Source organism: Terracoccus sp. 273MFTsu3.1 (assembly GCF_000383675.1).
In the GTDB taxonomy this organism is placed as follows: Bacteria; Actinomycetota; Actinomycetes; order Actinomycetales; family Dermatophilaceae; genus Terrabacter.
The window spans coordinates 403,005-429,446 of sequence record NZ_KB911820.1 but is presented as its reverse complement, the minus strand read 5'-3'; the positions used below and the strand labels follow the sequence as shown (position 1 = coordinate 429,446).

Annotated in this window: 26 protein-coding genes; 13 read left to right on the top strand and 13 right to left on the bottom strand. The window is 71.4% G+C overall.

The features are described 5' to 3' along the window. Positions 1–44: 44 nt before the first annotated feature. From H283_RS0101935 to H283_RS0101925, 3 genes are all read right to left on the bottom strand, one after another. Complete coding sequence (locus tag H283_RS0101935) at positions 45–2,129, bottom strand: fructose-specific PTS transporter subunit EIIC (RefSeq protein ID WP_020141824.1); 2,085 nt, start codon at positions 2,127–2,129, stop codon at positions 45–47. A 69-nt stretch (positions 2,130–2,198) separates the two neighbouring features. Then, positions 2,199–3,143 (bottom strand): 1-phosphofructokinase, encoded by a 945-nt coding sequence (pfkB, locus tag H283_RS0101930; protein WP_020141823.1) that lies wholly within the window; start codon positions 3,141–3,143, stop codon positions 2,199–2,201. After that, the gene (locus tag H283_RS0101925; protein WP_020141822.1) at positions 3,140–3,901 is read right to left on the bottom strand and encodes a DeoR/GlpR family DNA-binding transcription regulator; all 762 of its coding nucleotides are present in this window, start codon (positions 3,899–3,901) and stop codon (positions 3,140–3,142) included. The genes pfkB and H283_RS0101925 overlap by 4 nt, the downstream gene beginning before the upstream one ends. 290 nt (positions 3,902–4,191) lie before the next feature. Here H283_RS0101925 and H283_RS0101920 point away from each other — a divergent pair, with 290 nt between their 5' ends. After that, a complete protein-coding gene (locus H283_RS0101920) occupies positions 4,192–5,118 on the top strand; it encodes an alpha/beta hydrolase (protein WP_020141821.1) in 927 nt (308 codons plus the stop codon). 69 nt (positions 5,119–5,187) lie between these two features. On the opposite strand, the gene H283_RS0101915 is transcribed toward H283_RS0101920, so the two are convergent. After that, complete coding sequence (locus H283_RS0101915; protein WP_020141820.1) at positions 5,188–6,972, bottom strand: alkaline phosphatase; 1,785 nt, start codon at positions 6,970–6,972, stop codon at positions 5,188–5,190. A gap of 376 nt (positions 6,973–7,348) precedes the next feature. On the opposite strand from H283_RS0101915, the gene H283_RS0101910 reads away from it, so the two are divergent. Further along, positions 7,349–7,537 (top strand): hypothetical protein, encoded by a 189-nt coding sequence (locus H283_RS0101910; RefSeq protein WP_020141819.1) that lies wholly within the window; start codon positions 7,349–7,351, stop codon positions 7,535–7,537. A gap of 39 nt (positions 7,538–7,576) precedes the next feature. Then, positions 7,577–8,059 carry a DUF3291 domain-containing protein gene (locus H283_RS0101905; RefSeq protein WP_020141818.1) on the top strand — a complete coding sequence of 161 codons (483 nt, stop codon included), beginning with the start codon at positions 7,577–7,579 and terminating at the stop codon, positions 8,057–8,059. Here H283_RS0101905 and H283_RS27495 read toward each other — a convergent pair. The 3 genes from H283_RS27495 to H283_RS23720 are packed head-to-tail and all read right to left on the bottom strand — an operon-like array spanning position 8,052 to position 11,610. Further along, positions 8,052–9,698 carry a DUF4389 domain-containing protein gene (locus H283_RS27495; RefSeq protein ID WP_231372207.1) on the bottom strand — a complete coding sequence of 549 codons (1,647 nt, stop codon included), beginning with the start codon at positions 9,696–9,698 and terminating at the stop codon, positions 8,052–8,054. The genes H283_RS0101905 and H283_RS27495 overlap by 8 nt on opposite strands. Positions 9,699–9,703: 5 nt before the next feature. Then, complete coding sequence (locus H283_RS28310; protein ID WP_020141816.1) at positions 9,704–10,189, bottom strand: hypothetical protein; 486 nt, start codon at positions 10,187–10,189, stop codon at positions 9,704–9,706. Then, positions 10,186–11,610: a cyclic 2,3-diphosphoglycerate synthase gene (locus tag H283_RS23720; protein ID WP_051103538.1), complete on the bottom strand. Its 1,425-nt coding sequence runs from the start codon at positions 11,608–11,610 to the stop codon at positions 10,186–10,188. The genes H283_RS28310 and H283_RS23720 overlap by 4 nt, the downstream gene beginning before the upstream one ends. Before the next feature lie 188 nt (positions 11,611–11,798). On the opposite strand from H283_RS23720, the gene rocD reads away from it, so the two are divergent. Together rocD and H283_RS0101880 are read left to right on the top strand one after the other, a co-directional pair. Further along, positions 11,799–13,019 (top strand): ornithine--oxo-acid transaminase, encoded by a 1,221-nt coding sequence (gene rocD, locus H283_RS0101885; protein WP_020141814.1) that lies wholly within the window; start codon positions 11,799–11,801, stop codon positions 13,017–13,019. Between the two features lie 83 nt (positions 13,020–13,102). Next, positions 13,103–13,345, top strand: coding sequence for a hypothetical protein (locus tag H283_RS0101880; protein WP_020141813.1), 243 nt, complete (start codon positions 13,103–13,105; stop codon positions 13,343–13,345). A 69-nt stretch (positions 13,346–13,414) separates the two neighbouring features. On the opposite strand, the gene H283_RS0101875 is transcribed toward H283_RS0101880, so the two are convergent. The 3 genes from H283_RS0101875 to H283_RS0101865 all read right to left on the bottom strand — a co-directional run bounded on the left by H283_RS0101875 (position 13,415) and on the right by H283_RS0101865 (position 16,127). Next, positions 13,415–14,047 (bottom strand): hypothetical protein, encoded by a 633-nt coding sequence (locus tag H283_RS0101875; RefSeq protein WP_028785262.1) that lies wholly within the window; start codon positions 14,045–14,047, stop codon positions 13,415–13,417. Between the two features lie 310 nt (positions 14,048–14,357). After that, on the bottom strand, positions 14,358–15,506 hold the full coding sequence (locus H283_RS0101870; RefSeq protein WP_020141811.1) for a hypothetical protein: 1,149 nt from the start codon (positions 15,504–15,506) through the stop codon (positions 14,358–14,360). Positions 15,507–15,602: 96 nt separating this feature from the next. Further along, complete coding sequence (locus H283_RS0101865) at positions 15,603–16,127, bottom strand: 2'-5' RNA ligase family protein (protein ID WP_020141810.1); 525 nt, start codon at positions 16,125–16,127, stop codon at positions 15,603–15,605. A 119-nt stretch (positions 16,128–16,246) separates the two neighbouring features. Here H283_RS0101865 and H283_RS28005 point away from each other — a divergent pair, with 119 nt between their 5' ends. From H283_RS28005 to H283_RS0101825, 7 genes are all read left to right on the top strand, one after another. After that, positions 16,247–16,891 carry a hypothetical protein gene (locus H283_RS28005; protein WP_196805889.1) on the top strand — a complete coding sequence of 215 codons (645 nt, stop codon included), beginning with the start codon at positions 16,247–16,249 and terminating at the stop codon, positions 16,889–16,891. After that, positions 16,888–18,240, top strand: coding sequence for a hypothetical protein (locus H283_RS26410; RefSeq protein WP_020141807.1), 1,353 nt, complete (start codon positions 16,888–16,890; stop codon positions 18,238–18,240). The genes H283_RS28005 and H283_RS26410 overlap by 4 nt, the downstream gene beginning before the upstream one ends. 72 nt (positions 18,241–18,312) lie before the next feature. Then, positions 18,313–18,708, top strand: a complete 396-nt coding sequence (locus H283_RS0101845) for a PPOX class F420-dependent oxidoreductase (protein WP_020141806.1) — start codon at positions 18,313–18,315, stop codon at positions 18,706–18,708. Positions 18,709–18,897: 189 nt separating this feature from the next. Beyond that, positions 18,898–19,854 (top strand): oxygenase MpaB family protein, encoded by a 957-nt coding sequence (locus H283_RS0101840; RefSeq protein WP_020141805.1) that lies wholly within the window; start codon positions 18,898–18,900, stop codon positions 19,852–19,854. A 180-nt stretch (positions 19,855–20,034) separates the two neighbouring features. Next, positions 20,035–20,556, top strand: a complete 522-nt coding sequence (locus H283_RS0101835) for a glycine cleavage system protein R (protein ID WP_043647906.1) — start codon at positions 20,035–20,037, stop codon at positions 20,554–20,556. 462 nt (positions 20,557–21,018) lie between these two features. Then, entirely contained in the window at positions 21,019–22,947 is a 1,929-nt protein-coding gene (locus H283_RS0101830; protein WP_020141803.1) for a glycoside hydrolase family 15 protein, read from the top strand. Positions 22,948–23,071: 124 nt separating this feature from the next. Continuing rightward, complete coding sequence (locus tag H283_RS0101825; RefSeq protein ID WP_020141802.1) at positions 23,072–23,626, top strand: hypothetical protein; 555 nt, start codon at positions 23,072–23,074, stop codon at positions 23,624–23,626. Positions 23,627–23,719: 93 nt separating this feature from the next. On the opposite strand, the gene H283_RS0101820 is transcribed toward H283_RS0101825, so the two are convergent. The 3 genes from H283_RS0101820 to H283_RS27485 form a co-directional block, all read right to left on the bottom strand. Beyond that, positions 23,720–23,932, bottom strand: a complete 213-nt coding sequence (locus H283_RS0101820) for a DUF4177 domain-containing protein (RefSeq protein ID WP_020141801.1) — start codon at positions 23,930–23,932, stop codon at positions 23,720–23,722. 102 nt (positions 23,933–24,034) lie between these two features. Beyond that, positions 24,035–24,640, bottom strand: coding sequence for a PASTA domain-containing protein (locus H283_RS26405; protein ID WP_156022916.1), 606 nt, complete (start codon positions 24,638–24,640; stop codon positions 24,035–24,037). Between the two features lie 116 nt (positions 24,641–24,756). Beyond that, complete coding sequence (locus tag H283_RS27485) at positions 24,757–25,185, bottom strand: DUF4352 domain-containing protein (protein ID WP_156022915.1); 429 nt, start codon at positions 25,183–25,185, stop codon at positions 24,757–24,759. A 739-nt stretch (positions 25,186–25,924) separates the two neighbouring features. Here H283_RS27485 and H283_RS27045 point away from each other — a divergent pair. Then, a complete protein-coding gene (locus H283_RS27045; RefSeq protein WP_081633748.1) occupies positions 25,925–26,386 on the top strand; it encodes a very short patch repair endonuclease in 462 nt (153 codons plus the stop codon). Positions 26,387–26,442: the final 56 nt, after the last annotated feature.

Here is a 26,442-nt window from a genome sequence, read left to right as displayed (position 1 = left end):
GTGCTGTCGGTGAGGATCAGACGGCGATCGTGATCACGCCCTGATCAGACCGTAGCGGTCGCCTCGACCTGCGCGAGGTTCGCTTCGCGGGAGCGCAGCGCGATGAAGAGGACGGTCATGACCGCCACGCCGGCGAGGAGGGCGAGGATGAAGAGTGCGAAGTTGCCGATGAGCGGCAGCACCCAGATGCCTCCGTGCGGGGCGCGCAGCGTCGCGCCGAAGAGCATGACCAGGGCCCCGGTGACGGCGGAGCCGACGACCGAGCTGGCGATCACGCGGATCGGGTCGGCGGCCGCGAACGGGATGGCGCCCTCCGAGATGAACGACAGGCCCAGCAGCCACGCGGCCTTGCCGTTCTCGCGCTCGGGCTCGGAGAAGAGCTTCGGGCGCAGGGTGGTGGCAAGTGCCATGGACAGCGGGGCGACCATGCCGGCGGCCATGACGGCGGCCATGATCTTCAGCTGGGGCGCGTCGGTGGCGGCGCCGGCCGCGGCGAGACCCGTGGTGGCGAAGGCGTACGCGACCTTGTTGACCGGTCCGCCGAGGTCGAAGCCCATCATGGCGCCGAGGATGATGCCGAGGATGATCGCGCTGGCGCCGGTCATGCCCGTCAGCCAGCTGTTGAGTGCGTCGGTGAGGCCCTTGATGGGGCGGCCGAGCACGGTGATGAACAACCCGATGGTGATGAACGAGCTCACGAGCGGGATGACGACCACCGGCATGACGCCTCGGACTCCCTTGGCGACGTTCCAGCCGGAGACCCACCGGGCGACGAAGCCACCGAGCAGGCCGGTGACGAGACCGCCGAGGAAGCCTGCACCCATCGTCGCCGCGACCGAGCCACCGACGATGCCGGGCACGAGGCCGGGGCGGTCGGCGATCGCGAAGGCGATGAAGCCGGAGAGGATCGGCACGAGGAAGCCGAAGGCCGCGCCGCCGATGACGAAGAGCAGTGCCGCCCACGAGGTGAGGCTGGTGACGCTGAAGGTCTCGGCGATGTTGAGCGGGTCGCCGGGCTTGAGGTTGTACTTGACGATCTCGATGGCGCCGTTGGAGCCCATCGCGACCTGGGCGAGCATGAACGACAGGGCGATGAGGATGCCACCGGCCGCGACGAACGGGATCATGTAGGAGACACCCGTCATGAGCCACTGGCGGATCTTCGTGCCCGTGCTCGCGCCCTCCTCGACCTTCGAGACGAGCCCTCCGGAGGCGACCGCCATGCCGGCGCCCGCGACGGCGGCCGCACGCTTGGCCGGGTCGGCCTCCCACTCGGCGACGAGCTGCTCCGCCTGCGAGATGAGCGCCGGGCCGTCGGAGATGCCCTTCTTGACCGCGACGTCGACGAGGGGCTTGCCGGCGAAGCGGCCGGCGTCCTTGACGGGCAGGTCGTGGGCGAAGATGACGGCGTCGGCCGCAGCGATGACCTCGGCGGCGAGAGGCTTGGAGCCCGCCGAGCCCTGCGTCTCGACGGTCATCGTGTGACCTGCGGCCTTCGCCGCGTTCTCGAGGCCCTCGGCTGCCATGTAGGTGTGCGCGATGCCGGTCGGGCACGAGGTGACCCCGACGAGGTTGAGCCGGCGCTTGGCGGCCGGTGCCGCTGCGGCGCCCGCGGTGTCCGGGCCTGCGACAGCAGCCCCGGCTCCGGCTCCGGCTCCGGCGGCCGCGGCTGCCATGACCGGCTGGTCGAGCTCGACCTCGGCGCTGACGATGCGGACGACCTCGGCCTCCGTCGTCGCGGCGGCGAGGGCGGCCTTGAAGTCCTTCTTCATGAGGGCGCGGGCGAGCTTGGGCAGCATCTGCATGTGGGCATCGCCACCGCCCTCGGGCGCCGCGATGAGGAAGACGAGCGTCGCGGGGCCGTCCTTGGCGCCCCAGTCGATGCCGTCCGTGCGGCCGAACACGAGCGACGGCTCGGTGATGGCGGCGCTGCGGGCGTGCGGGATGCCGATGCCGCCGGGCAGCCCCGTCGCCATGGTCTCCTCGCGCTTGCGCACGTCGTTCAGGAAGGCGTCGAGGTCGGTGCACCGGCCGGAGGCGACGAGGCGCTCGCCGAGCTTGCGGGTCGCCTCGTGGCGATCGGCACCGGTGAGGTCGAGGACGACCTGGTCTTCGGTGATCAGGGACATGGTGTTTCCTTTCGGACGATCAGGACGATCGGTGCTGGTCGTTGCTGGTGTTCGGCGTCTCAAGGCGCGTCAGGAGAGGACGCGGTCGAAGTCGGGCTCCCGGGTCAGCTCGGCGCGTATGCCGTCGAGGTCGGCGGGTGAGGGCACGCGGCTTCCGGGGAGGGTGACCGCCGCGGCGCCCCACGTCACCCCCGTCATGAGGGCGTCCGCCGGGGTGAGACCGGTGGACAGGCCGTGGAGCAGACCGGCGAGCATGCAGTCGCCGGCGCCCACGGTGGACAGGGGGGCCGTGATCGTGGCGCGTGCGTGGGCGCACTCGTCGGCGGTCACGAGCAGGGCGCCGTCGCCGCCGAGGCTGACGGCCACGACGTCGATGCCACCGGCGACGAGCTCACGGGCGGCGTCGCGGACGTGGCCGAGGCTGGGCAGGTCGTGGCCGACGAGCTCGGCGAGCTCCTCGTGGTTGGGCTTGATGAGGTGCGGCTTCGCGGCGACGGCGGCGGCGAACGGCGCGCCGGACGAGTCGATGGCGACACGCAGCCCGCGCTCGCGCACCCGGCCGACGAGGTCGGCATACAGGTCGGCCGGCGCTCCGGGAGGGAGGCTGCCGCAGCCGACGACCCACTGGGCGCCGTCAGCGCGCTCGAGGGTCGTCGCGAGCAGCGACTCGACCTCGTCGGCCGAGAGGTCGGGGCCGGGCTCGTTGAGCTTGGTCGTCGTGCCGTCGGGCTCGAGGACGCTGATGTTCATCCGGACCGAACCGCACACCGGCACGGAGACGTGGCCGACTCCGGATGCGTCGAGCAGCTCCTCGAGGAGGTGTCCCTCGGGTCCACCGCTCGGCAGGACCGCGACGGTCGAACCGCCTTGTGCCGCAAGGGCGCGAGAGACGTTGACACCCTTGCCGCCCGGGTCGATGCGGCTGCTCGTGGCGCGGTGCACCTCCCCCCGACGGAGCGCGTCGATGAGGACGGCCCGGTCGATGCTCGGGTTGGGCGTGAGCGTGACGATCATGCGGTCACCACTTCCGGTCCGGCCGCGCGGATCTCGGCGGCGACGTCGTCGTCGAGGTCGGTGTCGGTGATGACGACGTCGACGTCGGCGAGCTGGGCGAATCGGTGGAGGTGGTCGTCGCCGGCCTTGCTCGAGTCGGTGAGGACCACGCACTTGCGGGCGGCCCCGACCATGGCGCGCTTGACGAGCGACTCGGACTGGTCGGGCGTCGTGAGGCCGCGGGCGACGGACAGGCCGTTGGTGCCGATGACGGCGACGTCGACGACGACGTCGGACAGTGCCCGGGTGGCCCAGTCGCCGACGGCGGCGCCGGTCGTGCCGCGGACGCGTCCGCCGAGGAGGTAGAGCTTGATGCCGGGGTGGGTCGACAGGACGGTCGCCGCGGCGAGGCTGTTCGTGAGGACGGTGAGGTCGAGGTCGGGCGGGAGCATCTCGGCGACGGCCAGGGTCGTCGACCCGCCGTCGAGGATGATGCTGCCGCCGCTGGGCAGCTCGTCGAGCGCGCGGGCCGCGATGCGGCGCTTGACGTCGGCGAGGCGACCGGAGCGGGTCGCGAGAGTGGGCTCGACCTCGAGTCGCTCGACGGGGATCGCGCCGCCGTGGACCCGGCGCAGGGAGCCGCGACGCTCGAGGGCCGTGAGGTCGCGGCGCACGGTCTCGGCGGCGACACCCAGGGTGTCGGCGAGGGTGGTGACCTCGACCCGGCCGGCACGACGTGCCTCCGCGATGATCCGCTGCTGCCGCTCCGCTGCGTACATCGGACTCCCTCGTCCTGTGTGGTTCCCAATCGTGCCCTGTGGGGCCGGTGACACAAGGAAACCACCGGCTCGGCGTGAAGTAAATAGATTCGGGCACCCGTTTCTGTGGCTTTCTGTCAGGTGGGCCGGCCAAACGGGCATTCCGGACACCTTCGCCAGTGCCCGAGCGTCCGCGGGACCCCGTCGGCGACACCACGGCGCCACCCCGTGAGCAGACGCTCCCCCGCGACGCGGCGGACGGCATACGCTGCCGCTCGACGGCCAGTCACCGAGCAGATCGAGGACGATCCATGGAGAGCAGCACGTTCACCCTGACCACGCCCGACGGCACCGACGTCTTCGTCAACCGGTGGCTTCCCGACGGCGACGCCAGGGCGATCGTCCAGATCGCGCACGGCCTCGCCGAGCACTCGAGCCGCTACGCCCGCTTCGCCCAGCGCCTCACCGACCACGGGTACGCCGTGTACGGCTCCGACCACCGCGGCCACGGCAAGACGTCGAGCCCGCGCGGCTCCTTCGCCGAGCGCGACGGGTGGCAGACGGTCATCGACGACCTGCACGCCGTCACCGCCAAGGCCCGCGAGGAGCAGCCGGGTCTGCCCGTCGTGCTCGTCGGCCACAGCATGGGCTCGTTCATCTCACGGGGGTATGCCGCCCAGTACGGTTCCGAGCTGGCCGGCCTCGTGCTCTCGGGCACCGCCGGGGGCGCGGGCGCCATCGGCAAGGTCGGCGTCTTCCTCGCCTCGACCCAGGCCCGGATCCGCGGGCACGAGCACGTGAGCGGCCTGATGAACACGCTCAGCTTCGGGCAGTACAACTCGGCGTTCAAGCCGACCCGCACCGACTTCGACTGGCTCTCACGTGACCCGGCCGAGGTCGACAAGTACATCAACGACCCCGACTGCGGATTCGTCTTCAGCGCAGGCGGATTCGCCGACCTGCTGCGTGGGCTCGAGGCGGTCAACACCGACCGCGTCGCATCGCGCATCCCGAAGGACCTGCCGGTGCACCTCGCCTCGGGCGACCAGGACCCGGTCGGCGCCAACGGCAAGGGCGTCCAGCGCGTCGCCGACCAGCTGCGCCGCCTCGGCGTCCAGGACGTCACGGTGAAGCTGTGGCCCGAGGCCCGTCACGAGATCCTCAACGAGACGAACCGCGACGAGGTCGAGACGGAGATCGTCGACTGGATCGACGCACACCTCGCCGCGCAGAGCTGACCCACGCTCCACGCGCACGGCAGTGCCCACTCGACCACGAACGTCGAGTGGGCACTGCCGTGCCGGTGGTCAGCCGCCGCGGGGCTGGTCCGAGCGCGGGCCGACCGGCCCGGTCGCCGGCGAGAGGCGGCGCGTGCCCGCGAGCGTCTGGAGGCTGCGCGTGTAGGTCGGCACGATCGTCGGGACGACGCGCGGGTCGGGCTGGGCGCTCGTCGGCACCGGGGTGTGGTGGTAGTCGGCCTGCACGCGCTCGGGCGTCACGTCGATGACGACGTAGCCGTGGCTGACCCCGTCGATGTAGCGCAGCCACGGGTTGAGCTGCTGCGCCGCACCGATGGCCTGCCGGGTCACGGCGACGACGACCTCGGGCGGCTGGCCGGCGAGCTGCGGCGTGCCGCCGAGCACCTCGAAGAAGCCGTCGCTCGTCACCGACGGGCAGACGAACTCGACCCCCGCGGAGGCGTATGCCGTCTGGCCGGGTGACGACCTGACGGGCAGGTCGCACGAGAACGACGCGTGGATGTCGCCGGTCAGCACGACCGCGTCACCGGCGGCCGGGGGCTGCGCAGCGAGGTGGTCGAGCAGGTTCGTGCGGTCGGCGGTGTAGCCGTCCCACTGGTCGGCGTTGACGAAGGTGAGGCCGGGGGCGCCGAGGGCCGCGCCCGGGTAGAGGACGGGCGCGACCATGACCTGGTTGCCGAGCAGGTGCCACTGGCGTCCGTGCTCGGCGAGGCCGTCCTTGAGCCAGGCCAGCTGCTCCGGCTCGGGCAGGTGCCGGGCCGGCGAGGCGATGGCCCCGTCGATCGCCGGGCTGACCCCGATCGGGACGAACCCGTCGAACGGCACGTTGGGCACGGTCACCTGGGCGCTGCGGTTCTGCCTCGTCTCGAGGATGGAGAGGTCGCCGAGGGCTCCGAACGTGAACCGCTTGAAGAAGCGCGTGCCCCGGTGCGGCACGGACTGGTCGGGCATGCGGAATGGCATCCACTCGAGGTAGGCCTGCATGGCCTGGGCGCGGCGCACGAGGTAGTCGCCCTCGCCCGCCTGGTGGTTCTGGGCGCCGCCGGCCCACGAATTGTTGGCGACCTCGTGGTCGTCGAAGATCGTGATCCACGGGACCTTCTGGTGCGCGGCCTGCAGGTCCGGATCCGCCTTGTGGAGCGCGTGGCGCAGCCGGTAGCCGGTCAGGTCGATGGTCTCGGTGGGCGGCTGGCTGTCCCGGACGCCGACGAGCGCGGCGGGGCCGTAGCGGTCGGCGCCGTTGCCGTACTCGTAGATGTAGTCGCCGACGTGGAGCACGAAGTCGAGGTCGTCGCGGGCGGCGATGGCGCGGTAGGCCGTGAAGAAGCCGCCCGTGTAGTTGCTGCAGCTGACGAGCGCCATCCGGAGCGCGTGGGTCTCGCCCGCGATGTCGCCGGCGGTCTGGGTGCGCCCGACGTCGCTGAACTCGCCGAGCGACTGGAAGCGGTAGAAGTAGCGCGTGTAGGGGTCGAGTCCGGTCACGTCGACCTTGACCGTGTGGTCGCTGTCGGGCGAGGTCATGACGGTGCCGTGGGCGGCGACCCGCGTGAAGCGCTGGTCGCGGGCCACCTGCCAGCGCACCGGGATCGACCGGCCGAGGCCGCTGCCCGGGGTGGCGACGGGCTCTCCGGGTCGGGCCGGTGGGGTGGCTCGGGTCCAGATGATGACGGAGTCGGCGGTGGGGTCGCCGCTGGCGATCCCGTAGCCGAAGATGCCCCGACTCGCCGGCGCCGCAGCGGCGGCCGGGTCGAAGACGCGAGGGACGGCGAGGGCGGCGGTGGCCGCGGCCACACCCTTGAGGAGGGTGCGCCGGTCGAGGGACGGCGTTGTCATGCTCGGAGGCTATGCCTGCCCGGTGACCGACAGGGGCGTATGCGTCAACCGGCGTCGGGCGACCGCGTGACCGATGGTGGTCGCGACCTCGCCCTACGTCACTGCCCCGCTGGCGGGAGCAGTGACGTAGGGAGCCCGGTCGGTCGGGCGCCGCCCGCTACGTCAGTGCTCCCCAGGGCGGAGCAGTGACGTAGGGAGCCGGGCCGGTCGGGCGCCGCGCGCTACGTCAGTGCTCCCTTGGGCGAGGCAGTGACGTGGCGGGGCGGCGGGCGGCATACGCACCCGGCGGGTCCCGGCGCGTCCGGTGATCGCGGGGTGACGTGGCGGGTCCGGGGACGTAGCGTCGGGGCATGAGCACCTGCCTGCGAGTGCGGTCATGACCCGCCCGGTCCGTGTCATCGTCGGCGTTCTCGTGCTGCTCGTCGGGGCGCTGTGGACGCTGCAGGGTCTCGGCTACGTCGGCGGGAGCGCCATGTCGGGCAACACGCTGTGGGCCGTCATCGGCCCGATCGTCGCCGTCGCGGGTCTCGGACTGGCACTGTCGCGGCCTCGCCGCCGCCCCTGACCGCGCCCCCCGGCGGCCCCGGTGGCAGGCTGGTGAGGCGTGGAGACCGTGGAGACGCACCAGCTCGCCCAGGTCAACGTGTCGGTCGCGCGCGCCCCGCTCGACGACCCGACGATGCGGGGATTCGTCTTCGCCTTCACCGGGACGGCGGACCTCGCGGCGCGCAGTCCCGGCTTCGTCTGGCACCTGCGCGCTGAGCCGGGAGACGAGACCGTGACCCGCGACGGACAGCTGCTCGTCGTCAACGTGTCGGTCTGGCGTGACTACGCGAGCCTGCACGAGTTCGTCTACCGCAGCACCCACGGCCAGCTGCTGCTCCGACGACAGAAGTGGTTCGTGCCGACGCCGCAGCCCTCGACCGCACTGTGGTGGGTGGCGGCCGGCACCCGGCCGACGACGGACGAGGCGCTGGGTCGGCTCGATCACCTTCGCGCGCACGGGCCCTCCCCGGTGGCGTTCTCGCTGCGACGGCAGTTCGACGCCTCGGGAAGGGCCCTGCGGCACGGTCAGCCGGTCAGCTGACGGGGGCGGGCCGGTCCGGCGGCACGGCGTCGTCAGCCACCGGCGGCGGCGGGAGCGTCGGTGGAGGCAGCGGAGGGGGCGGCGGTCCCGGCAGCCCCGGCTGCACCTCGGCACCGCCCTCGTCGAGCTGGAACGGCGGATAGACGTCCGTCATGAGCGCGGCGTAGGCGATGACGCGGTAGACCCACCGGTTGAGGCCGGCGACGAGGTCGAAGAGCGCCCGCGGGTAGTGGCCGGCGAAGAGGAGCGACAGCCCCGCGACGAGGACGAGCAGTCCGAGGAGGCCCCCGCTCAGGATGTTGAGACGACCGGTCCCGTCGGTGTCCCTCGCCCAGGTCCACGCCCACGAGCCGCCACCGACGAGCAGGCCGACGATGAGGTAGTGCGGGATCGCGAGCAGCCACCACTTGACGAGGACGAGACCGCGCGAGAGCCGGTCCGGGTAGGCGACGTCGAGCCGCGCCGGGTAGTCGGGCTCGTCGTCGAGGCTGAACGGCGGGTAGCGGTCCGTGCCGAGACCACCGCTGCTCGCGTAGTAGGACACGCGCCACGTCCACCGCAGCACCCCGAGGTTGAAGTCGAAGAGCCCCCGGGGGTAGCGCCCGGTGAAGAGGATCGCGAAGAACGCCACGATGCTGACGACGGAGAACGCGATCCACAGGAACCCGAGCACGATGTAGTGCGGGATCGCGAGGAACCACTTGACGAGCCAGAGCCACCGCGACAGGGGCTCGTCGAGGCGCGCGTCGAGCGCGACCGGGCTCACGGCCCGGGGGTGCGTCGGAAGCGCCCCCGGTGCGGCGACCGGGGACGCCTCGACGGTCGCGCCGGGCAGGCCTCCGCTCGGCGCCGCGATGGCACCGCCCTGGGGCGGTCGGGTGCCGCTCGCGCCGCGGACGATCAGGGCCACGGCGACCCCGGTCAGCACGAGACCGATCCCGAGCATGACGAGAGCGAGGGGCAGGAGGAAGCCGGCCCGCACCCCGACGGTCGCGGAGACGGCGACCCCGGCGCTGCCGTCGGCGTTCATGATGACGGCGGCCCACTGGCCCCCCGTGACGCGCCAGGACAGCTGCTGCTGGCCAGCACCGGTGGCCGAGGTGGTCCAGAAGGTCTGCGTCGTCGGGGCGGCCACGGTCGAGGCGCCCGGGGTCGCGCGCAGCACTGCGCCGCTCGCGCTCCCGTCGCGGGCCCGCGCGATGCCGACGACCTGCTCGTGGGCGACGCCCTGGAGGTATGCCGTGAGGTCGGCTGACGGTGCCACGCCGAGGAACACGTCCTTCCCGGACGCGAGCGGACGTGCCGTGAGCCGGAGGTCGAGGTCGAGCCGGTCGAGCACCCAGGAGGGCACGTCGGGGCCGGTCTCGACGACGATGTCCTCGGCCGTGATGGCCGGCGACTGGCTCGTGAGGGCAGGGAGCGTCAAGGAGAGGTAGCCCGCGTCGTCCCGCCCCACGGCATACGTGATGGCGAGGCCGGCGCCGCCGAGGAGCAGACCCAGCCCGGGCAGGATGAGCAGGCAGCCGATGACGAGGGCGGCGATGTGGCGCCCGGCGGGATGGAACCCACCCGTCGCGGCGGGAGGGGGGAGGGAGCTGGCGGGGGTGGGGTTGGAGGGGGTGGGGCTGGTGGCGGTCACGACGATCACATCCTCGGGAAGCGGCCCGTGACGAGCCGCACGATGGCCTCGACGATCCCGACGACGCTGCCGACGACGCCGATCGCGAGCAGCACGCGCGCGACGACCTCCCAGCCGGTGCCGATGACGTCGAGCGGGAAGACCTGCCACATCTGCACCAGGGCGATGAGGCCGAAGCCGATGGAGATGATGTCGCCGAAGGCCCGCGGACGTGGCTGGTCGACGACGACGTTGACGAGGTCGGCGATGGCTCTCGCGATGATGGAGGCGTTGACCGCGCCGATGACGAGGACCGTGCGCGGGGTGAGGAACGGCACGACCTCCCAGCCCGGCCAGACGTTGATGAGCAGGAGCATGACGAGGCTGGTGAGCAGGGACCCGGCGTAGCCCGCGCGCCGGCCACGCGGGGGTACGGGCGGACGCGGGTCGAGCTCGTGGCCGGTCCGGTGGTCGCGCGAGTCGGAGGGCAGGTGTTCGGTCGGCGTGCTCATGACGCGCTCCCCGCGAACGTGGAGCCCGCATGGGTGCCGACGTCGTCGTGGACGTCGAGCGGAAGCGCGGTCCGGAGCGCGGCCGCGAGGCCACCGGGCACGATCTCGCGCAGCTCGTAGCGGGCCCGGACGAGGGGCGCCGGCACCGTCATCACCCGGGTGAGGTCGATCGGCGTGCCGCTGACGACCGCCTCGCACTCGCCGGCCTCGACCGCGGCCCGGATCGTCGCCTCGAGGTCGCGCACCTGCTCCGCTCCGTAGCCCATGGCCGGCAGGACACCCCGCGCGTTCGGGTACGCCACGTAGGTCGCGGCGATGGACCCCACGGCATACGGGGTCGGGTCGACGATCAGTGCCGCCCCGGCGGCGCGGGCGCCGACGACGCCGGCGCCGTAGGTCATCGAGCCGTGCGTCAGGGTCGGTCCGTCCTCGATGACGATGACGCGGCGGCCGTGGACGGCGGCAGGGTCGTCCACGGTGACCGGGCTGTCGGCGCGCAGGACGGTGGCTCCCGGGTTGAGCGAGCGGACCGAGGCCTCGACGGCCTCGATGTCGGCGGTCCGCGCCGAGTCGCACTTGGCGATGACGACGACGTCGGCCATCCGGACGTTCGCCTCGCCGGGGTGGTAGGCCGCCTCGTCGCCCGGGCGCAGGGGGTCGGCGAGGACGACGTGGAGGTCGGGGACGTAGAAGGGGAGGTCGTTGTTGCCGCCGTCCCAGAGGATGACGTCGGCCTCCTGCTCGGCCTCGCGGAGGATCCGCTCGTAGTCGACGCCGGCGTAGACGACGACGCCCGCGTCGAGGTGCGGCTCGTACTCCTCGCGCTCCTCGATGGTGCAGTCGTGGCGGTCGAGGTCGGCGTAGGTCTCGAAGCGCTGGCACGCCTGGGCGGCGAGGTCGCCGTAGGGCATCGGGTGCCGGACCGCGACGACGCGCTGGCCGAGGTCGAGGAGCAGCCGGGCGAGGTAGCGCGTCGTCTGGCTCTTGCCGACCCCCGTGCGCACGGCGTTCACGGCGACGACCGGCTTCGTGCTGCGCAGCATCGTGCGCCGGGCACCGTGGAGACGGAAGTCGGCGCCCTCGGCGATGCATCGCGAGGCGAGGTGCATGACCTGCTCGTGCCGCACGTCTGAGTAGGCGAAGACGACGACGTCGACGTGCTCCCGATCGATGAGGCCGGACAGCTCGGACTCCGCGACGATCGGAATACCCTGCGGGTACAGGGATCCCGCGAGCTCAGGCGGATAGCGCCGCCCGTCGATGTCAGGGATCTGGGTCGCGGTGAAGGCGACGACCTCGTAGGACGGGTCGTCGCGGAAGACGACGTTGAAGTCGTGGAAGTCCCGGCCGGCGGCGCCGAGGATGACGACGCGAGACCGGGCTGCACGGGGAGTGTCGGTGCTGGGGCTGGTGGTGCTCATGGCCATCTCCACGGCTGGGTCACCGACGTGACCGACACACCTCACCACGGGTAGTCCTGGCTGCCGGGACCCGCCTCTTCGAGTGTCCCACCGGGGGCGTCGGGCCGGCGCTGGTCCGAGAGCGGGATCACCCCGGTTTCGAGTCACATTCGGCCGCCGTCGAAGCAGGCCGGTGCCACGATCGAAGGGTGAGCGACACGGCGGCACGGACCGGGACCACACACGAGCACGTCTCCTTGGCGCAGAGCTGGATCGCGGGCAACTACAACCCGCTGCCCGTCGTCATCGCGTCTGCCGAGGGCGCGTGGGTGACGGATGTCGACGGTCGCCGCTACCTCGACGCGCTGGCCGGCTACTCGGCCCTCAACTTCGGCCACCTCCACCCGACGCTCGTCGCCGCGGCTCGGTCGCAGCTCGACCGGCTGACGCTGACGAGCCGGGCCTTCCACAGCGACCGGCTCGGGCCGTTCTGCCGGGACCTCGCGACGCTCGCCGGCAAGGAGCTCGTGCTGCCGATGAACACCGGCGCCGAGGCCGTCGAGACGGCCATCAAGACGGCGCGGCGGTGGGGCTACGAGGTCAAGGGCGTGCCGGACGGCCGGGCCCGGATCGTCGTCATGGCCGGCAACTTCCACGGCCGCACGACGACGATCGTCAGCTTCTCCGACGACCCGCTCGCGCACGACCACTACGGCCCCTACACACCGGGCTTCGACATGGTGCCCTTCGGTGACCTCGAGGCGCTCGAGTCCGCGATCACCGACGACACGGTCGCCGTGCTTCTCGAGCCGATCCAGGGCGAGGGCGGCGTCATCGTCCCGCCCGACGGATGGCTGCGCGACGTCCGTGGGCTCACCCGGGACCGCAACGTGCTCATGGTCGCCGACGAGATCCAGTCGGGGCTCGGCCGCACCGGCACGACCTTCGCCTGCGACGTCGAGGGCGTCGTGCCCGACATCTACGTCCTCGGCAAGGCGCTCGGCGGGGGGATCGTCCCGGTGTCGGCGGTCGTCGCGGACCGCGACGTGCTCGGCGTCTTCACGCCGGGCAGCCACGGGTCGACCTTCGGCGGCAACCCGCTCGCAGCGGCGGTCGGACAGGCGGTCGTCGGCCTGCTCTCGACCGGCGAGTTCCAGCAGCGGGCGCGGCACCTCGGCGCGCTCCTCGACGACGGGCTGCGCGAGCTGCTCGGGCACGGCGTCGAGGCGGTGCGCTGCCGCGGTCTCTGGGCCGGCGTCGACATCGACCCGCGCCTCATGACCGGGCGCGAGGCGTCACACCGACTTCTCGACCACGGCGTCCTCGTCAAGGACACGCACGGCTCGACGGTGCGCATCGCTCCCCCGCTCGTCATCGGCGAGATGGAGCTCGAGATCCTCCTCGACGCCTTCCGGGCGATCCTGCGGTGAGCGTCGAACCTGCACGCAGACACCCGTCCACGGTCCCACCCGCGTTCCAGCACCGAGATCTCCACCGTCCCTGAGGAGGGGTCATGGCACAGAAGAAGAAGTGGTCGGACCTGTCGAGCAGCCAGCAGCGGGCGATCCTCGTCGCGGGCTGCGTGCAGCTGTCGCTGGCGGCGACGGCGTGGGCCGACCTGGCCCGGCGGCCGGCGAGCGAGATCGTGGGGAGCAAGGGGAAGTGGGCCGCGATCATCGCGATCAACGTCGTCGGACCGCTCGCCTACTTCACGCGCGGACGACGGGTGGTCGCCGCGGAGACATCGGTCGGCTGAGCAGCGCCTGAGGCGTGCACGGGCGGGCGAGGCGTGCTCGGGCGGGCGAGGCATGCTCGGGCGCGCGGCTCACGCCCTGGTCGCGCGCTCGGCGCGGTCGCGGATGCCGCGGAGCATCTTCTGGCTCATGAGCGAGCTCGCGGCCGAGACCGGCTCGACGAGAAGCGGCGACCAGCGGTGGGTGTAGGCGAAGCGCTCGCGGGTGATGAGCCGGGTCGCGCGGTGCGGGTGTCGGCGCAGGACGAACGACCACGTGAAGTCGTACGGCGCGGCCTCCGGGTCACCGGGCATGGCCGGGGCGGCGTGCAGCACGAGTGACCGCCCGGGGTCGACCGCGGCGACGGCGAGAGCGACCTGCGGGTGGAGGCGCACGAGGTCACCGACCGCGAGGTGCTGCCATTCCGGGACGATGATGTCGGCGCTGTGCAGTCGGCAGCCGGCGAGGTTCTCGAGCCTGTCGTAGCTGTAGAAACCGCCGCGGTCGGCGCCGAGCTGCACGACCCACGGCCAGACGTCCTCGGGCGGCACCTCGATGGTGATGGCCCGCGTCGCGACGAGGCCGGCCACCGCGAAGATCTCGTCGCCCGGGAGGTGCTCGCGCGTCTCCTCTGTCGTCGCACCCCAGTGCAGCGCCGACCACCGCAGCGTCACCACGGACAGGACCGCGGCGCCGACGACCACCGGTGCGACGAGGCGCCTCATGCTCTTCACGGTAGTCCGGAAACCGTTGGCGGGCGGCGAGATCCGCGTCACCGCCCGGCCAGTCCCCACGACGGAGTCGACGCGAAGCTCCCCGGAAAGTGTTGGAGCCCGGCTCGCGTTCGCGAGTCCGGGCTACCAGTGACGGTTCACGTACCACAACGGGCCAACCGTCGAAGTCTTGGTCTTCCTGGGAACGAGTGTCCCGCCCCAGGGCGACCGCGACAGAGTGACACGCCGGTGTCGGCGCAGTTCGTGGAAATGACGCAAGATGGCACAAACGGACCAGAAGTGACTAGTCCCTCAAGCCTTCTCAGCTGATCGGCGACCCCGTCGCGAGACCCGCGAGAGCGCCGTCGGGAACGACGCGGACGCAGTCCCACTCGAGGCCGAGCCGGTCCATGACGGCCTGGCTCGTGACGTGACGCAGGCGCCCGCCGTCGACGAGCCACACCGGGTCGGCGGACCGCTCGCGCAGCAGTGTCCGGTCGAGCGGCATCTGGCGCAGGCCGGCGAGCGACCCCTGCGGGATCTCGCGGACCTTGCCCCAGTCGAGGCCGAGTCCCTCGAAGACCTCGGGCGACGGGATCCAGAAGGGCTTGCCGCCGTAGACGACGTGGATCGGGTCGGTGCCGCGCTCGCGGACGAGCGTGCCGTTGCCGGGGTGCGTCGCGACGTGGGCCATCGACCCGGGCTTGGCCGACACGACGGCGTCCCAGCGCAGCCCGCACGCATCGAACTCGGCGGGTGAGGGCACCCAGAACTGGCCGCCACCGCGGATCACCATGATGCGCGGGTCGGTCGAGTCGTGGATGACGCGGCCGTCGGCGAGATAGCTCGGCACCTTGCGCGTGTAGCTCTCGACGAAGAGCCCGCGCCACGTCTTGCCGTTGCTGCCGGTGATGGCGCGCTCGGCCGGGTCGTCGACGGTGGTCAGCTTGAGCCGGACCTCCTGGCCCGGGTTGTTGTTGTCGTAGACGAGGACGTAGGTGTAGCGGCTGTCCTGCTCCCAGCCGTACGCGACGACCTGGTGGTCGTTGCCCAGCTCGGTGACCGAGCGGGCCTGGGTCAGGCCGAGCAGGACGGGCTGGCCGGAGTTGAGTCGTGCCTTGAGCTTGGGCAGCTCGTCCTCGCGGGTCATCCGGGCGACGCCCTTGCCGCGCAGCCAGGTCGGGTGGTCGAGGCTCGTCGCGTACTGGACGAACTTCAGGCCGTTGTCGACGAAGGTGTCCATGAGCCGGGCGTAGATGTAGTCGGCGACGAGCGAGCCATCCTGCGGCAGCGTGCCGTTCGTCGACATGGCGAGTCCGGCGTACCAGTAGTCCATGGCGGCGGCAGCCATGCCGCCGCAGCGGCCGCGGGTCGTGATGTCGACCCCGACGGCCGGGATCCGGAGGACGTGGTTGGTGAAGCCGTTGCTGAAGGCGAAGCCGTTCTCGGCGGGCGTGAAGCTGATGCGCATGGTCGTGTGTCTTTCCCCGAAGGTTGGTGGTTGGTCGGGGAGAAGAGACGCGGGCGGCCCTGTCGATACTGGGCACCGGTACTCATACCGGTCTCGTCAGGGCACTCCGGACAGCTCCCACGTCGTGCCGACGGTCGTGTCGATGAGCGCGGCCCGGTCGCACCGCAGCGTCAGCGGCAACCGGTCCGACACCGCGTCGACGACGACCGGCAGCCGCGCACCGGGCACCCCGGTCGTGGCCGACACGTGCGGCATCCAGTGACCGGGCTCGTAGTGGCGGTGGATCGTCGCGCCGGTGGCCCGCAGCGCCTCGACCGCCCGGGCCTGCCGACAGGCGAGAGCGACCGACGCCGACCCGGCGAGCGCCACACGTCCGCGCGGGAAGACCACCGTGCCCTGCACCGACACCTCGACCGGGCCGCCGTCGCCCAGGCCGGCCACGGCGGCGCGGGCCGCCTCCTGCTCCCAGGCCAGCAGGACGGCATACGACAGGTGGGGCACGTGGTGGCCGTGCGTGTGGGTGAGCAGCGTCGGGACGCCGTCCTCCTCGAGCCGCTCCCAGAGCGCGCGGACGGCGCGGTCGGACCTGCGGTCGAGCAGAAGGCAGAGCGCGAGTGCCATGGCCCATTGTGCGCACGCTGCCGCGTCACGAGGGGGTCGGCACGTATCACCGGCCCGGGCCCCCGCATCCGATGGGGAGAGGCACCGTCGAGGTGCCCGGCACGAGGAGGGCGAGCCCGATGCCCAAGCCGATGAACCACCACCTGACCTCAAACGCACCCGCGCGCACCCGGTGGCGCCGGACCACGGTGCTCGCGCTCGCCGCGGCGACGGTGGCGCCGGCATCGCTCGCCGCCTGCGGGACGTCGCAACCGGGGGCCACACCGTCCGAGACGACCGTGACGGTCACGGCCTCCCCCACGCCGGATCAGACCTCGACACCCGCCCCGACGCCGACCCCGGCTCCGACGCCGACGCCCAGCCCGGCTCCGGATCCCGGCGGGACCGTGCTCCCCGGCGAGCTCGCGGGCACGTGGCAGAGCCTTGACCAGGGATCGGCCGAGGTGCTCTACACCTTCCGGCCCGACGGACGCTTCGAGCGGGCCGAGGTGCTCATGCAGTCGCGCTCGAGCGGCACCTTCGAGTTCGACATCGGCACCACGGGCGTCGCCGACGTGAGCGGCTCGACGCTGGTGCTGACCCCGCAGGGCGGCACGCAGACCCTGCACGACCCGGACTCGCCGTCCGGCAGCTACGACGGCCGGCCGCTTGACGACCTGTCGAAGGAGATGTACACGTGGTCGCGTGAGGGCGAGAACCTCGTCCTAGTCGGCAAGTTCGGAGCAGTGACCTACGAGCCGGTGACGCAGGAGGCACCCCGGTGACCGTGCCGGAGTCACCGGCCGAACGCGCGGCCGGACGCCTGGACGGGTGGGCGGCGCGGATCCGCTCGAACCCGGCGCAGGTCGCCGTCTCGGTCCTCGTCGCGGCGCTGCTCGCCGGTGGCACGTGGCTCGCCGCCGAGGCGGGTGGCGCCTGGCTCCAGTCGACCCGGCTCGAGACCCGCTCGATGGCCCTCACCGTCGAGGAGGTGCGTCACCTCTACCAGGACCAGGCACCGGTCGCCCTCGACCTCGCGCTGCTCGAGGTGCGGGCCGACGCCCTCCAGGACGCCTCCGACGCGGTCACGTCGCGGGGTCTCGCGACGCCCGGCAGCCGGCTCGCGGCCGCAGAGGCGGCGACGCTGCGCAAGACCGCCGGCGAGCTGCGGGCGGGTCTCCAGCAGGCGGGCAGCTCCCTGCTCTCCGCCGACTACGAGCGCAGCGACCACGGGTATGCCGTGAGCTCGCGTCTCGCGGACGCGCTCACCCTGACGGGGGCCGACCCTCAGGGCGTCAAGGACGCCGTCGCCGACGGCGACGCACGAGCGGCGTGGGCGTTGCGGCTCGCTGCGCTGTCGGTCGTCGCCGCGGCCGCGTTCGTCGTCGTCCGCACGGCGGGCAACCGTCACCGGGCACGGGCGGCGTCCGGGACGCCCTCCGAGGGCACGCCCGAGGGCGACGACGACGTCGGGCTCGTGCCCCAGCCGTGGCAGGAGCGGACCCGGGCCCAGCGCCTGGCCGCCGGCGTGGCCCTCGTCGCGTGGCTGCTGCTGCCAGTCCTGACCGCGGCCCAGCTCGTGCTCTCGAGCGGGTCGGCGCGCGACGACGCCGAGTCGTCACGGCGGGCGACGACGATCACGGGATCGCTACTGGCGAGCCAGCTCTACACCTCGTTCGCGCTCCGGAGCCAGCAGGAGCAGGTGCAGCTCGGGATGCTCTCTCTCGCGAGGCGGTTCGTCGCCGTGGGAGACGACGTGCCGGGGCAGCCCGAGCTCGCGAGCGCCGATGCCGCAGCGGCGTCGACGTGGGCGCAGGTCGCCGGCGCGATGACGGCGCCGCCCACCGAGTCCGACGGGGTCCCGGCCGACGTCGTCGCGATGGTGACGTCCGAGCCGGCGGACTACGACCGGCTCCTCGCCGCCCAGCACGAGGCGGTCGACTCCTCGCAGCGCCGTGGCGACGCGGCGAACCTCATGACCCTGGGGCTCCTCCTCGCCGCGTTCACGGCCACGGCTGCAGCCCTGGCCCGTCGACCGGGTCGCGCCGGCGCCGCAGCGACGACGACCGCGGCGCTCATGGCGGCGACGGCCCTCGCCATCGGCGTCGTCGCGGTGGTGCGCACGCTGGCCTGAGTCGCGCGGCGGGCACGTCCTCGGCGAGGGCTGGGAGCTGGCCACACGGCATACGCTGGCGGCGTGAGCCCCATGCCGGACGACGTCGACGTCGTCAACGCCAACCGCTACGTGTCGCTGACGACGTTCCGCCGGACGGGGGCCCCGGTGAGCTCGCCCGTGTGGGTCGCGCGCGACGGCGGCGACCTCGTCGTCATCACGGTCGACCCGAGCGGCAAGCTCAAGCGGCTCGCGCACACCTCCCGGGTCGAGCTGCGTCCGTGCGACATCCGCGGGCGCGTGCCCGAGGGGGCGCCGACGTATGCCGGCACGGCCGTCGTCGACCGCAGCCCCGAGGGCGTCGCCGCGGTCAAGCGCGCCATGGGCCGCAAGTACGTCATGGCGCGGCTGGGTGACGCTGTGGCCGCGGTCACCGACCGGGTGCGGCCGCGTGGCCCGCGCGCCGGCATCCGGATCACGCTCGACTGAGTCTGCGAGCACCGGCCACGCGCAGACGGCTGTGGTCTGCGCCATGAGCGTGACGACATTCAACAGCAGGCAACCGCACGTGTCCTCACGCGCCCGCACGATCGGGGTGGACACACGTTCGACCAGGCCGTCCCAAACCCTGTACAGATCGTTTCCGCGCGCCCCTGACCTGCGGTTATGTTGTCGAGCATGAGTCCCACCGCAGGAGCCCGGCTGCTGCAGCGCCAGCTCGGCGTCATGCTGCGCAGCAAGGTCGCGGGTGACGACGCCCCCGACCGCGCGCAGCGGATCTGGGGTGCCCGGGGCGAGCGGTGGTTCACGCCCGAGGACCCGGTGTGGCGGGTGCACGCGGACGCCTCGATGTTCCCGGCGGGCGTGACGTCGCTGCTGCTGCAGATGCTGCACCCGATGGCGATGGCCGGGGTCGCCGGCCACAGCGGCTACAAGAGCGACCCGTGGGGCCGACTCCAGCGCACGAGCCACTACCTCACGACGACGACCTTCGGCACGATCGAGCACGCCGAGGAGGCCATCGCGATGGTCCGCTCGATCCACGAGCGGGTGCGCGGCAAGGACCACCTCGGCCGGCCCTACCGCGCCGACGACCCGCACCTGCTCATGTGGGTGCACGCGGCCGAGATCGACTCGTTCCTCCGCGGCTACCAGACCTTCGGCGACACGCCGCTGACCGGCGACGAGGCCGACGTCTACGTCGCACAGGCCGGCATCCCGGCCGGGCGGCTCGGCGTCGTCGACCCGCCGACGTCGGTCGCCGAGCTGCGGGCCGTCCTCGCGTCCTACCGTCCCGAGCTCGAGACGTCGCCGGCCGCCCGCGAGGCCGCACGCTTCCTCCTCCTCGACCCTCCGCTGCCCTTCTACGCCCGGCCGGGCTACGGGACCCTCGCCTCCGGTGGCGTGTCCCTGCTGCCCGGGTGGGCGCGCGAGATGCTCGGCATCCCGCTGCCCGGCGTCGTCTCGACGCTCGTGGCGCGGCCGCTCGGGCACCTCGGCACGGCGGCGGTGCGCTGGGGCATGGCCGGGCTCGCCGAGCGCCGCCCGTCCGACACCCCTCCCGACACCCCGTCGGGCTCCCCCCAGACCCCCGACGAGCCGGATGAACTCGTCGGGGCCCAGGCCGCCAGCTGAGCGGCCACCTTTGACCGGGCCGGGTTGCACTCAAGAAGCGGGTGCACCCGGCCCGGCGCCTACCTGCTGACTGCGTCGCGGCGACGTCACCCGCCGGCGTATGCCGTGTGCTGCGTCGTCGGGTTGCCCGACGTCGCGCGGGCTGCCGCGCGAGCGGTGCGCGGTCAGTAGGCTGCGGATGTGCCCAGACTCGTGCTCACCGTCATCGGCGACGACCGCGCCGGCCTCGTCAGTGCTCTCGCGGACGTCGTCACCGCGCACGACGGCAACTGGGAGGACAGCCAGCTCGCCGAGCTGGCCGGCAAGTTCGCCGGCATCGTCGTCGTGGGTGTGCCCACTGAAGGGGTCGACGCGCTGACGGCCGCGCTGCGCGAGCTCGACGGGCTGCTCGAGGTGGCGGCCCACCCCGGCGCGGAGGCTGACGCAGTCGTGGCCGACGACGCCGACGCGAAGCGGCTGACGATCGACCTGCTCGGCAACGACAGCCCCGGCATCGTCCGCGAGGTGTCGTCGGTGCTGAACCGGCACGAGCTGTCGATCGAGACGATGACGACCGGGACGCGCGAGGCGCCAATGGCCGGCGGGCTGCTCTTCGAGGCGCACGTCGTCGTGCGCGTGCCGGGCGGGTCGGACTCGGCGGCACTGCGAGCAGACCTCGAACGGCTGGCCACCGAGCTGCTCGTCGACATCGCCGTCGCCTGACGCTTGTTCGGCTGATTCGCTTGTTGGCTCGTTGGCCGGTTGGCGGATGGGCGCCTGCGTCACTGCCCCACCGGGCGGAGCACTGTCGCAGGGCGCGCCCGGGATGCCGCCGTTGGAGACGGGGCCGCTGCCTCGGCGGGACTGTGCATTGGGTCATCAGGGGACTCAGCGGGGCTGGCTGTCCGGATGACGATGGGGCCCGCCTCGCGATGCGAGCTCGGGCCCCGTGACGGTTCACGTACCACAACGGGCCAACCGTCGAAGTCTGCGTCGTCGGTGGACGACTCCCTCCAGTGGAGACCCGCCCGGTTGCCTGGATGTCCGAATTCGAATGACCTTGCGGGACTCTTGTCGGGCTCTTGCGGGAGCGGACGGCATACGCCCTCGGTGCGCCCGGCGGCTCGCCGCCCTCGTGGCGAGGCGTCCCTTGTGCGGAGCGAGGACCGCGAGCACTCTGAATTCATGGACGCATCTGCCGACGACGTCGCGACCTCGCACGCCTCGACGAGCGCGCCGGGCTCGGCGGGCCCGACGGGGCGCGTCAAGGCGGTCCCGATCGCGGACTACGGGTTCCTGTCCGACGGTGAGGTGACGGCGCTCCTGGCGCCGGGCGGCGACGTCGACTGGATGTGCCTGCCACGCCTGGACTCGCCGAGTGTCTTCGGGGCGATGCTCGGGCGGCACTCGGGGCGCTTCCGGCTCGGGCCGTCGGACGTCGGCGTGCCGACGGCGCGGCGCTACCTGCCGGGCACGATGGTGCTCGAGACGAGCTGGGGCACGCCGACGGGCTGGATCATCGTCCGCGACGTGCTCCTCATCGGGCCGTGGCGTCACGACGACGAGGTGTCGCCGAAGCACCGGCGCACGCCGATGGACTACGACGCCGAGCACACGCTGCTGCGGACGATCCGCTGCGTCTCGGGCGAGGTGCAGATGGTGATGGAGTGCGAGCCGGTGCTCGACTACGGGCGCAGACCGGTGAGGTGGGACTACACCGACCTCGGCTACCACCAGGGCCGCGCCGTCGCGGACGGGTCGGACGTCGTGCTGACGCTCACGACGGACCTGCGACTCGGCTTCGAGGGCGGGCAGGCCGCTGCGAGAACGCTGCTCAGGGAGGGCGACGTCCGCTACATCGCGCTCTCGTGGGGCGACAAGCCGCCGCCGACCGACTTCGGCCAGGCGTACCAGCGGCTCGTGTGGACGGCGCACCACTGGCAGCACTGGCTCGCCCGCGGCCGCTTCCCCGACCACCCGTGGCGCAGCTACCTCCAGCGGAGTGCGCTGACGCTCAAGGGCCTGACGTATGCGCCGACCGGTGCGATCGCCGCCGCGTCGACGACGTCACTGCCGGAAACCATTGGTGGAGAACGAAACTACGACTACCGCTACACGTGGATCCGTGACGCGACCTTCGCCCTGTGGGGGATGTACTCGCTCGGGTTCGACTGGGAGGCAGTGGACTTCTTCTCGTTCATCGCCGACATGGCCGAGCGCGACGAGGACCTGCAGATCATGTACGGCATCGGCGGGGAGCGAGAGCTGCCGGAGTTCGAGCTCGACCACCTGCCGGGGTATGCCGGCTCGCGGCCCGTGCGCATCGGCAACGCCGCGCACTCGCAGGTGCAGCACGACGTCTGGGGCGCGCTGCTCGACTCGGTCTATCTCCACTCGAAGGTGGCCGACCACCTCGACGGGCGCATCTGGCCGATCCTCGGCAAGCAGGTGCGGACGGCGCTCAAGCACTGGCGCGAGCCCGACGCCGGCATCTGGGAGGTGCGCGGCGAGCTCAAGCACTTCACGTCGTCCAAGATCATGTGCTGGGTCGCGGTCGACCGCGGCGCGAAGCTCGCGTCGATGATCGGGGAGGACTCGCAGGCCGCGGAGTGGGAGCTGGCCGCCGAGGAGATCATGGCCGACATCCTCGAGCACGGGGTCGACGAGCGTGGGGTGCTGACGCAGTACTACGGGTCGTCAGCCCTGGACGCCTCGCTGCTGCTGGCGCCGCTCGTGCGCTTCCTGCCGCCGGACCACCCGGTGATCCGGGCGACGGTGCTGGCGATCGCGGACGAGCTGACGGTCGACGGGCTCGTGCTGCGGTATCGCGTCGACGAGACGGACGACGGCTTCTCCGGCGAGGAGGGGACCTTCACGATCTGCTCGTTCTGGCTCGTGTCGGCACTGTCGGAGATCGGCGAGCACAAGCGGGCGCACGAGCTGTGCGCCAAGCTGCTCTCGTTTGCCGGGCCTCTGGAGCTGTATGCCGAGGAGATCGACACGCACACGGGGCGCCACCTGGGGAACTTCCCGCAGGCGTTCACCCACCTGGCCCTCATCAACGCGGTCATGCACGTGATCGCGGCGGAGTCCACGACGGACCCGGAGATGTGACCCTTTCCGCCGGCCGTCGGCGGCGCCCGGGCGGCTGTCGCGCAGGACCGGGTAGGGGTCCGGGTCGCGTTGGGTGGAGACTGGTACTTCGTCGACGCACCATGAAGGAATCGAATGGCTCACCATGTCTGACCACGAGACGTTCGTGACTCCGAAGTTCGCCCAGCCCTACTGGGCGAAGCACGCCTACGAGGTGCTCGTGGAGACCGCGGGTCGCTACAACGCCGTCATCACCTACTCCGAGCTCGCCGAGGAGGTCCAGCGCCGCTCGTCGCTGCGGACCAAGGCGCAGATGCGCAACTGGATCGGCGCCCTGCTCGCCGACCTGGTCAAGGTCAACCACGTGCGCAACGAGCCGCCGCTCGCGTCCCTGGTCGTCCGCAAGGACGATGGGCAGGTCGGAGCCGGCTACGACGAGGCGCTGCGTGTTGCTGGCGAGGCCCCGATCGCGGACCCGCTCGAGCGCGAGAACAGCGCGGCCGCCGCGCGGCTCGAGTGCTACCGCCACTGGGGGGCTGACGTGCCAGCCGACGCGGTGCCGACGTTGACCGCGAAGGCGCGGGTCGTCCGGGCGAGTACGCCGCGGGCGACGGCCGCCACGGAGGCTCGGCGCGGCGCGGTCTGCCCGACGTGCTTCATGGAGATGCCCGTCTCCGGCCCCTGCCCAAACTGCGACTGACGCGCTAGCGCCGACGAGACGCCAGCGCGGCGCCGGCTGCGGCGACTTGGGAACTGTGAAGGTGCGACGCTCAGAATTCTGAGCGTCGCACCTTCACGGATGTGTCGGCGGCTCAGCCTTTTCGAAAGTCACCAAGACGCCGCTGACGCCGCCGGGCCCGATACGACCCTTGACGTCGACAGACGTGATCGCCTTCAGCGACCACCCCTTGGAGCCGTACTCGTTGAGCACCTTCTCAAGCTTGTCCCCAGACATCTTCCCGCCAAGCATCCCCTCGCGGAGCTCGACGACCTTGTACTGCGGCATACCGCACCCTCTTCTCTGTCGATCAGATCCGAGCTAGAGCACCTTCGCATGGGAGAACACGAAACGTGGCCCCGACGACATCATCGTGGAGGCCAATCTCCGTCAGTTGTCGCTGTACTTCTTGATCGTCGCGATGATGAAAGAATCGACGGCGACCTTGCTGCCGGCCTGGAGGTTCTGGGCCAGGACGACCCAGTTTGCGTCGAGGACCGGGATCCGGTGGGCGCCCGTCGCGTCCTCGGCCGGAGCGACATGGAGGCCAGCGGCTCGCCAGGCGTCCTGCGCATCCTGATAGTTCATGCCCACGCCATCTGGGACGGTGACCTTGCTCGCGGGCTTCGGCGCGGCCACCGCGACAGGCGCCCTTGAGGCGGCCACCGTCACGGTCGCGCGAAGTGTCTGCGTGGCAGTCGCAATCGATGGCACGGGGACGGTCTGCGTGACCACCACGGTCGACGAGGCTGTGGCCGGCGGCGTTGCGTCGGCGTTGCCACCGCCCGCCGCCCCGATGCCGAGCGCCAGCAGGGCGGTGACCGGGTAGCCGATCAGGTGCTTCTTGCTACGCTTCTGGGGCAGGGGCTGGGGAGCGGAGGGGGGCCAAGACTGGGGCGGCTGCCCCAGGGGCGGCGGCAGCTGGATCGTCGGCTTGGTCGGCGCATTGGGCGTGGGCAGGTCTTGGCTGTTCACGTCGAGTGATCGCTTTCTCATTGAGGCAAAGGCTCATCTTGGACGTCGCAGATCATGCCCGTGCCGGTTTGAAGAAATTGCCCTTCGTAGTGGGAGCCGACCCCCCACGCGACGCCAACCCCGCGGCATACGCCGTCTCAGCCGAGCTGGACGTTGACGCCGTCGGAGAAGCGCGAGTCGTGCAGCTCGATGCCGGCCTGCTCGGTGCCCTCGGCATTTCGAAGATGAGGTCTTCTTGACGGCGCTCCCGGGGTTGATCTCCTAGAGGAAGACCTTGTTGTCCTTGATGTAGATCGCACCCCAGTGCCGGCGGGGAACTCGCGGACCTTGGCGTCGCGCACCTTCTGAGACGAGTCGGAGAGGAGTTGTGCCTCGTCGCCGATATTGCTGACGAGGACGAACTGGCCCTGCGCCTTCTCGTTGAGGTACTGGTCACCGACGGACTTGACGCCCTTCTGCACCTTGGTGCCGGTGAGCTCGATCTGGCCGTCGCAGACCTTCTGGCTAACCTTCGCGGTCGTCCGAGCATCGCTCTGCTTGTCGGGAGATCGGGCGACGAACCCGATGGTGCGCGTTGGCCTGCGGCACCTGCGACCTCATCGTGCTCTACGTCGGCATGGCGCGGGTCGGCGGCACCGAGACGATCGGGGCAGTGAAAGCGCGCCTTGAGGCGCCGCATGTCCTGATGTTCACCGCCTTCGACCACCACGACGTGGCCCGGCGGGTGGTGCGAGCCGGCGTTGACGACTTCCCTGCTCAGACCACATCGGCCGAGGAGATTTGCGGCGGCATCCGCAACGTCACTGGCGGACTCGGAAGCGTGATCACCTCACCTTCGCCACATGAAAGTTCGCGACACGCTCAAATGAACCCCCCATCCGACTCAAGCTGCCAAGCTGCCCCCGTGGCTGAGAAAAGAGACTTGGAGAGTTGGATCGTGCAAGCACTTCGCGAGCAAGGTCGCGAGATGTCGGTGGTCGAGGTGGCTCGACACGTTTGGGAGCACCACGAGCCGGAGTTGCGCGCTTCTGGAGACCTATTTTTCACTTGGCAATACGACCTCCGATGGGCGGCCCAGAATCTCCGGAACGACGGAGTCTTGGCGTCGAAAGCGGGCAAGCGATCTGGGGGCTGGAGACTGCAATAGTCGATTCCGCTGTGCATCGGCAACGATCAACGCCAGCATTCACGACCCTGCATCGTAGGCTGCAGCAAGGCGGTCCTTGGTTACGGGCGCTTCGCAGCATTCGAAGATGGTGACACGCGAAAACCTGCGTCGGCAGGCGCGGCTGCCAGGCTTAGCGCATGGACGCACGTCCGATTCCTGCAAGCACCGACACCCCAGCGGCTCCTCCGACGCCGCAACCTCCCATTGACGCTGCAGTCCGTGAACGCTTCCGTCGGCAGCGCCGAGAGGGGACACGACCCGAGACTGCCCTACGGAGCGAGCTGCACCGTCGAGGTCGACGGTTCCGTGTTCAGTACCCCGTGCCTGGGCTGCCAAGGCGGCGGGTCGACATCGCCTTTACCAGACCCCGCGTGGCCGTCTTCGTCGACGGCTGCTTTTGGCATGGCTGCCCTGACCATTTCGTTCCACCGATCAGGAATCGAGACTGGTGGCTGGCGAAGATCGAGGCGAACCGAATCCGAGATCAGGACACCGACAGTGCCCTTCGAGCCGCGGGGTGGGAGCCCGTACGCGTTTGGGAGCACCTCGCGCCTAGGATGATGGCTGACATAGTCGAGCGGAGGCTAAGCCAAGAGTAGGCGGACACACCGCCTCACAGGATCGACCACTAGATGTCTGGTTCATGGCATGGTTG